Source organism: Okeania sp. SIO2B9, from assembly GCF_010672505.1.
In the GTDB taxonomy this organism is placed as follows: Bacteria; Cyanobacteriota; Cyanobacteriia; order Cyanobacteriales; family Microcoleaceae; genus Okeania; species Okeania hirsuta.
In genome coordinates this window covers 1-7456 of record NZ_JAAHGK010000223.1, presented here as the reverse complement: position 1 = coordinate 7456, position 7456 = coordinate 1, and the positions used below count along the sequence as shown (strand labels likewise).

Annotated in this window: 6 protein-coding genes; 3 read left to right on the top strand and 3 right to left on the bottom strand. The window is 35.7% G+C overall.

Annotation, left to right across the window (positions count from 1 at the left end):
- Positions 1 to 489 precede the first annotated feature (489 nt).
- Positions 490 to 675 (top strand): hypothetical protein, encoded by a 186-nt coding sequence (locus tag F6K13_RS10475; protein WP_124145631.1) that lies wholly within the window; start codon positions 490 to 492, stop codon positions 673 to 675.
- 141 nt (positions 676 to 816) lie between these two features.
- Positions 817 to 1395, top strand: a complete 579-nt coding sequence (locus F6K13_RS10470; protein WP_124145630.1) for a hypothetical protein — start codon at positions 817 to 819, stop codon at positions 1393 to 1395.
- Positions 1396 to 1747: 352 nt separating this feature from the next.
- Here F6K13_RS10470 and F6K13_RS10465 read toward each other — a convergent pair whose 3' ends face one another.
- Positions 1748 to 3508, bottom strand: coding sequence for a bifunctional serine/threonine-protein kinase/formylglycine-generating enzyme family protein (locus F6K13_RS10465; RefSeq protein WP_287287331.1), 1761 nt, complete (start codon positions 3506 to 3508; stop codon positions 1748 to 1750).
- Between the two features lie 414 nt (positions 3509 to 3922).
- On the opposite strand from F6K13_RS10465, the gene F6K13_RS10460 reads away from it, so the two are divergent.
- Complete coding sequence (locus tag F6K13_RS10460; protein ID WP_287287329.1) at positions 3923 to 4057, top strand: hypothetical protein; 135 nt, start codon at positions 3923 to 3925, stop codon at positions 4055 to 4057.
- Between the two features lie 121 nt (positions 4058 to 4178).
- Here the strand turns inward: F6K13_RS10460 and F6K13_RS10455 are convergent, their stop codons facing one another.
- The gene (locus F6K13_RS10455) at positions 4179 to 5498 is read right to left on the bottom strand and encodes a HEAT repeat domain-containing protein (RefSeq protein WP_124154572.1); all 1320 of its coding nucleotides are present in this window, start codon (positions 5496 to 5498) and stop codon (positions 4179 to 4181) included.
- A 516-nt stretch (positions 5499 to 6014) separates the two neighbouring features.
- Positions 6015 to 7439 carry an NADP-dependent isocitrate dehydrogenase gene (locus tag F6K13_RS10450; protein WP_124145627.1) on the bottom strand — a complete coding sequence of 475 codons (1425 nt, stop codon included), beginning with the start codon at positions 7437 to 7439 and terminating at the stop codon, positions 6015 to 6017.
- Positions 7440 to 7456: the final 17 nt, after the last annotated feature.

Genomic DNA, 7456 nt, shown 5'->3' with positions numbered 1-7456 from the left:
GTTTAGAATATTTAAACCCAATATCGACTCTAGAAGTTAAAAAGACCGGATTAAAAGTTTGGGACTTTAGTTTCCTCCTTCCTCCTAATTCTGTCTTTCTTTGCTAGAGAATAGTGAAAAAAAAAAGCTGTCTATTTGGACAATAAACAGCCAGTTCAGAACTGCAGATGGAGATACACCCTGATAGTTAAATGAAATAGTAGATGCCCCTGATGGATAACTCCTAGATGGACTAATTACCTGATGGTTTAACTCCCTAATGGCTTAGTCTCCACATCCCAAATAGCAGGATTGGGGAGAAAATAGTGATTAAGACTACTAACACCTCACTTCCGGCTTTTGTGATCCATCAGGTCGTGCCTATGCTTCTTTTATAATTGCAGACTGGTTCATCGGAAGACAAGAGGTCTTTTGCAACAACCCACTTTTTACAGGTTGCAGAGCATCGCGAGTCTATCTAAAACAACTAAACAGGGTTCATCTACTACTATGAAACAGAATATTATCATTTTTGGGTTAATGGCCTCCGCAGGCTTGACGTTTTGCCAACTACCAAAGGCCACAGCCTATAATTTGAGGCCATCTACTGAGAGTACCATTGAAAAGAGTCAGATAATTAGTTATGAAGGCACTGATGAAGATGGTGAAACGGAAGAAGTGGAAAATAAAAAATAATCACGAAGGCCGAAATAACTTCCTGGAGACAGTAAAGACAAATTAGAGTGGATATTCAGATATGGGTAGAACTATATGTTACTAATTAGGATTCTACCCTAGATTATCCTTGTATGATGTTCTGATTACTATTATCGAAAAATGATGGACACAACGACTACTACACGAAGAAAAAGGGTTATTACAAGAACTGCAGAAAGAAGACAAGCCACTCCTAAAGAAAGACAATTAATCCATTTGTTAGCTAATCTTGGTTGTAGTTGCGCAAAATATGCCTTCCAACACTCCTCTAGTAAAGGGAAAATACCTCCTGAAGACCGAAAGCATTTGGCAGAGTGGCACTATCTCCGGTTACAGCAAATTCGCCGGGTAGAAAGGAGTCTAGAACCTGTGGCCCAACTTAAGCGTGTTTACTATCGAAGTCAACTCAGTCCCAGATCTCTTAAGTCCCTAAAACTCCTGTGGGCTGAGGAGGACAAACCAAGAGTGAAGAGGGTTGCTCCTGAATTGGATGAGCTATTAAGTTTAGCCCTTAATTTAGGAGATACCCTCAAACAGATATTTCATACTGTTGAATGTGGGGAAAGGGTTTTTTCTAGAACTCCTATACAAGGGGTGGGAGTAGTGCCATTGTGGGTTAATGAGTGGGAAGAGTCCGACTATGATATTAATTTCTTTCCTCCTTCTTTCCCTGATTGGGCTCAAATTGTTGATGACTAAATTTCTGACACAAATTAAGTCATAAATTCTAGAATTAGAAACTACTATGTTCTAACCAATTCAATATTTGCTATAGTTTTCGGTCAAACTCTCCCATAAAATTTTTGCTAAATATTATCTAAATATTTAGGTGGGGAGAGCTGACAAATTTCGGTCGGGGATTTGAAAGTTACAAAAATTAATTTTTTTCAATAAAATTTTAAATTCCAACTTATCCATGAGGAATTTACCAAGATTTTATTTTTTGTTAATTTTTTTGCCTGTACCTCCAAAAATATTTGTGATATGTCAAGTAAAGCATAGGGACTAGAACATCAAAATAGTCAGTTTTTCCTCTAAAGTATCTTCATTCCTAAATTGAAAAAATATGAGAAACTGCCACTCTAAAACCTACTGACTTACACTTACTTCTGGGAGTTTTCCAATTTCTGTTTGCACTACGACAACCTTTAGAATAATTCAAGTATCCTCCTCCTCTCAACATTCTGTAGTTATAATTGCCATCTTTCTCCCACACATTACTATCTGAAGGAGCACCCTGATAATTATTATGCCAGGGGTCGGCACACCACTCCCAGACATTGCCATGAAGATCGTATAATCCAAAAGCATTGGGTGGAAAACTACCTACATCTGTTGTTTGTTCACGATAATTTTGTTGCAATGAACAAGCATAAGCTTCTTCGCCATTATAGTTTGCTAGGTCAGTTATCAGACTATTACCAAAGTAAAATAATGTAGTTGTTTCTCCACGACAAATATATTCCCATTCTGCTTCTGATAGTAACCGATAAGTTTTTCCAGTTTGAGCAGATAGCTGACGACAAAATTCAATTGCGTTATACCAAGACACCATTTCTACTGGTCTATTTTCTCCTTTGAAATAAGCTGGGTTTTTGCCCATTATTGCTTGCCACTGTGCTTGAGTAATGGGATATTTGCTAACAAATAAAGGTGTTATTGTAACTTGATGTTGTGGACTTTCTGTTTCCCATTTTTCTGCTGCTGTTTTTGAGGAACCCATTAAGAAAGTATTGCCAGGAATAGATACCATTTCTAGGAAAATATCATTGGCGATATTTTCAATAAATTGTTGAGTTTCCCGTTGATCTTTTTGGGTTTCAATTATTTCGCCTTTTGGGTTTATTTTGATTGTTAAATATTCAAATTTAAAAGTTTGCAATTCGAGTTCAAAACTAGAATCAACAGTTAGTAATTCGGGAGGAGTGTCGGAAATTATTGGCAGAGTTGCTGGCAAAGTAGAGGGTAAATTAGTTATGACAAATTCTTCTAGTGGTGACAATAAAGTTAACCATTCAGCAACAAATTGAGGCCGTTCTTCTGGCTCTAATTTCATGCCTTTAATAATTGCATCATTGACTCGATCGCTAATTTGGGAATTATATTTTTTTGGTGGAATTAATGGTATTTTTCCTTCTTGTCTGACTTTTGCTGGTGTTGGCATTTCACCTGTCAATAAAACGTATAGAGTTGCTGCTAGAGCATATATATCAGTAAAAGCTCCCCGTTTTGCTCGTCTTTCGTATTGTTCAATTGGTGCAAAATACAATGTACTATCTGTTGTATGAGTTTGTACGCTGCCGCTATTAAATTCTCGTGCTAAACCAAAATCAATTAATACTGCTTCTAAAGTATCTCGACGTAGCAGAATATTTTGAGGTTTAACATCCCGATGCAAAAATCCTTGATTATGTATAAATGTTAGTGCTTCTCCTACTTGTTTAATTAGATGTATTGCTTTACTTTCTGATATAACTCCGTGTTGCTCTTCACGATAAATTCCTAAGTCATCCCCATCTATATATTCCATCACCATGCACCATAATTTATTTTCTTTAAAAAGGCGATGAACTTCTACAATATTGGGATGACGGCATTTTGCTAAACATAAGGCTTCATTTAAAAAATTTTCTTGATGTTTGTCAAAATTGGGTTTACGTTGTACTCGATAATTGAGAGTTTTAATCGCAACTAATTGATTAGAGCTTTGTTCTAAAGCACGATAAGTAATACCGAAACCGCCAATACCAAGCAGGTCTTGAATTATATATTTGCCATTTTGTAGTTGTTTACCTGATTTCCAGTATTTCATTTTATTAATAGGGGATTCAGGATTTTAAGTTATACCATTTTGAAAAAAGAATGTTACGAATAATAAGCATTATTAAAAGACTTTAAAGGAGATGTCCCTTTGACAAAAAAGAGAATTACATAGGTAAAAAATGGTATTGAAGCCATTCCCGTGTGACTCCTGACTTCCCCTCCCAGGAGGGGGAGGGGCGAGGGGTGGGTTGACTCCTCAGAAATATCCTAGTTATTTTTAGCAAAAATTTATCAAATTGGTATTATCCCTGGAATTAGAGCTAAAAATAGGGGCAAATTATACCTCAGATAATCATATAATAACATAGTTTTGACTCAGTTAGTCAATCCAGGATGAAAACTGTTTATCTCAGTGCTTAAATAACTGATAATTAATACTAATTCGAGCCAATAATTTTACTGATTGAAGAAGGAAGAAAGAAGAAATAAGAAGGAAGAAAAAATGGATGGGGATAGTCAACGACCTGCCACTTCCTGTCTACAAAGCCCAACCAATTGTAAACACCGTGTGGACGGTAGGGTATTAAACCCAAAATAAAAAGATAATTTTTCATTTCTCTTGAATACTAATTCCTTCTGCCAAGATAATAAGTTAATAACTCATAGCTGAAGTGCTGACTGCTGAAGTGCTGAATGCTGAATGCTTACCTAACACCTTCTTAATAATTCCATTCAGCAATAGCTGTAGCTATTCCTGTTTTTAACTCATATTTGATGTTTGCTTTTTGAGATAAATAAATAAGTTGTTGATATGCTCTTTCTGAATCTAATTTTTTCAATGCTGCTATACAATGAAGCCTAACACTAGCATCATTTTCTTCTAATAACTGAATGAGATAATCTAGAGCGCGAATATCTCCCAAATATCCCAATGCTAAAACTAAAGAATTTTTGACACGGACGCTTTCTAAAACTGAATTATTACTTCTGAGAAATTCAATCAAAATTTCTGTAGCTTTTGGCTTTAATTCCTGACGCTCAATTTTACCTAATGCTGTAATAATTTCATTAACAATTTGTGGTTGATGTTCAACTGCAACTAATAAATTATCTCCGAGTAAACTTTGTAGATATTCCACAGATACTTGAGTTTCAACCCAACTTAAAGCACGCACTGCATCCAGCTTTAAAAAAACAGGAACATTCGTTGTTTGTAAAAGTTCAAATAAAGCCGTTGCTGCTGTATTTGTACCGATTTTTCCTATAGCGATCGCCACTTGTTGACAAACTTCAAAATTAATATCCCACAGTAAAGGTTGTAGCAACTTCACCAAACTTAATTCTTCGTGTAAATTATCATAAGAACTTAACCCTATTACTGCTTCTTTTCTAACTTGAGCTACTGTATCTTTTAAAGCCGAAATTAAGACAAAAGGCAACCGAGAATCATGGTAATTACTCAAGGCAGTAATAGCATTTTTTCTAACTTCATAATTGCCGTCTTTTACTACAGTTAATAACGGTGTTATGGTGCTAGAAGAATTAATTTTAGCTAAAGCTTTTGTTGCTAATAATCGTGAATCTGGCTTGGCCAATAAATCTGTTAAAATATCAACTGCTGAATCTCCTAAAATTGCCAAAGTATCTGCTGCTATTTCTTGTAAATCTTTCGCCTCTGAACTAATAATTATATTTTTCAGAGCTTCTCGAACTTCCTCACTGTTAAAATCTGCCAATATCCGAGCTACAAACCAACGTCTTTCTAAGTCTAAATCTTCATCTTGAACCATTTCAATTAATGGAGCGATCGCTGGTTTACCAATCTGCTTAAATAGTTTATAAATATCCCATCTTTCTTGAAAATCTCCATTTTTCAGAACTGTTATTGCTAGGTCGAGCACCACATCTAAATCGGCATTTTCTAACCAATCAACACAGGTCTTTTGAGATGCTAATAAAAATTGCTGTAAATACTGATTAACTAAAGACCAATTTTTTTCTTGGCTAGCTGTTTTTGCTTGTTCGAGAAGATTTGACATAACTGAATAATTTTTTAAATATTAAGCTTTAAGATATAGCAATAGATATTTTCAGAAAAGAGAGAACAGGGAACAGGGAACAGAAAAAATAATTGATAATTTATAGATAAGAATTGATTTTATTTTTAATTCTTACGCCTGTGTATAATCGAAGGAAAGGGCGCGGATATATCAAAAGCTAATATGAAATACTAAATCTCCTAGATAACAAAAACTTTCTTCTGCCATATCAGGTATTAGCTGAAAAGTTAATAGTACTAGTGCAGAATTGCGGAAATAATTGACCAGTTACAAAATCCTAAAACAATTACAAATCAATACTTTTGACTTTTGACTTCCGCGTAGCGACACTAGATGAATAACATTTGTACCTATTATTTACCGAATAATTAAGGTTTAAAGCCTCTCCTTTAAAGAAGAAAGAAGAAAAAAATTTCCTTTTAGTCAATCCTCTTCTTTTCAAGGAGAAGTAATTGTTAATTATTACTTATTAATTGTTGAACACCTAACACTTATCTAATCTTTAAAATGTTTGATAATTGCATCAGCAAACTCAGAACATTTTAAAGCTTCTACAGGTGGTTCCATTAACCTTGCCAAATCATAAGTTACTTCACCATTAGAAATAGCAACCTCAAGACCTTTTTTAATCAAATCAGCAGCTTCTTGCCAACCCATATATTCCAACATCATCACACCAGAAAGAATCAAAGAACCAGGATTAACTCTATCTAAACCTGCGTGTTTTGGTGCAGTGCCATGGGTCGCCTCAAAAATAGCACATTCATCACCAATATTAGCACCAGGCCCCATACCTAAACCACCAACAATAGCAGCAGCAGCATCAGATAAATAATCCCCATTCAAATTCATAGTTGCCAGAATAGAATATTCCCCTGGTCTAGTTTGAATTTGTTGGAAAATACTATCAGCAATACGGTCATTTACCATTATTTTATCTTGCCATTTTCCATCCCCATGACTATCCCAAATAGCTCCTAATACATCCTCAACTTCTTGACAGATTTCAGCTTTTTTTTCTGCTGTTAAAGCATCATAACCAGGGTCAATTTTTCGAGCATTTTCTTCACTACTAATATTAGGATTTTCTTCCTTATTAGAAAGAATCCAAGATTCTCTTTCCGTCACACATTCAGTCCGAAATTCAGTAGTTGCTAATTCATAACCCCAGTCACGAAATGCACCTTCAGTGTACTTCATAATATTACCCTTATGCACCAAAGTTACCATTTGTTTTGACTTGGGTAAACGTAAAGCATTTTGGATGGCACGTTTAACTAACCGTTGCGAACCAGTTTTACTAATAGGTTTAATACCGATACCCGAGTCGAGGCGAATTTGCTTTTTGCCATGTTCGGGAGTAGCAGGAATTAATTCTTTGTTTAAAATGTCAATCAACTTACTAGCAATATCAGTACCCTCGCGCCATTCTATTCCTAAATAAATATCTTCGGTATTTTCCCGATAAATAATCACATCTAATTTTTCCGGACTTTTGTGAGGAGAAGGGGTACCTGTGTAATACCTACAAGGGCGAACACAAGCATATAAATCGTTAATTTGACGCAATGCCACATTTAAGGAGCGAATACCCCCACCGATAGGAGTTGTCAAAGGACCCTTAATGGCAATACCGTATTCTTTAATAGCGTTGAGAGTATCTTCCGGCAAATATTGGAAAGTGCCATATTTTTCACAAGCTTCGTCACCAGCGTAAACCTTAAACCAATTGATTTTGCGTTTATCTCCATAGGCAGTAGCGATCGCGGCATCAAAGACTTTTTGAGATGCTGGCCATAAATCTACCCCTGTACCATCGCCCCGAATAAATGGGATAATGGGGTCGTCTGGAACATTAGGTTGACCGTTGCTGAAACTGACTTTAGAACCTGTGGTTGGGGGAGTTATTTTTTCGTACATACTTCGATCGTCTAGAA

Excerpts from the sequence above, each read along its gene's own strand:
- F6K13_RS10465 (WP_287287331.1), bottom strand. The coding sequence starts at position 3,508 with ATGAAATACTGGAAATCAGGTAAACAACTACAAAATGGCAAATATATA.
- F6K13_RS10475 (WP_124145631.1), top strand. The coding sequence starts at position 490 with ATGAAACAGAATATTATCATTTTTGGGTTAATGGCCTCCGCAGGCTTG.
- F6K13_RS10450 (WP_124145627.1), bottom strand. The coding sequence starts at position 7,439 with ATGTACGAAAAAATAACTCCCCCAACCACAGGTTCTAAAGTCAGTTTC.
- F6K13_RS10455 (WP_124154572.1), bottom strand. The coding sequence starts at position 5,498 with ATGTCAAATCTTCTCGAACAAGCAAAAACAGCTAGCCAAGAAAAAAAT.
- F6K13_RS10470 (WP_124145630.1), top strand. The coding sequence starts at position 817 with ATGATGGACACAACGACTACTACACGAAGAAAAAGGGTTATTACAAGA.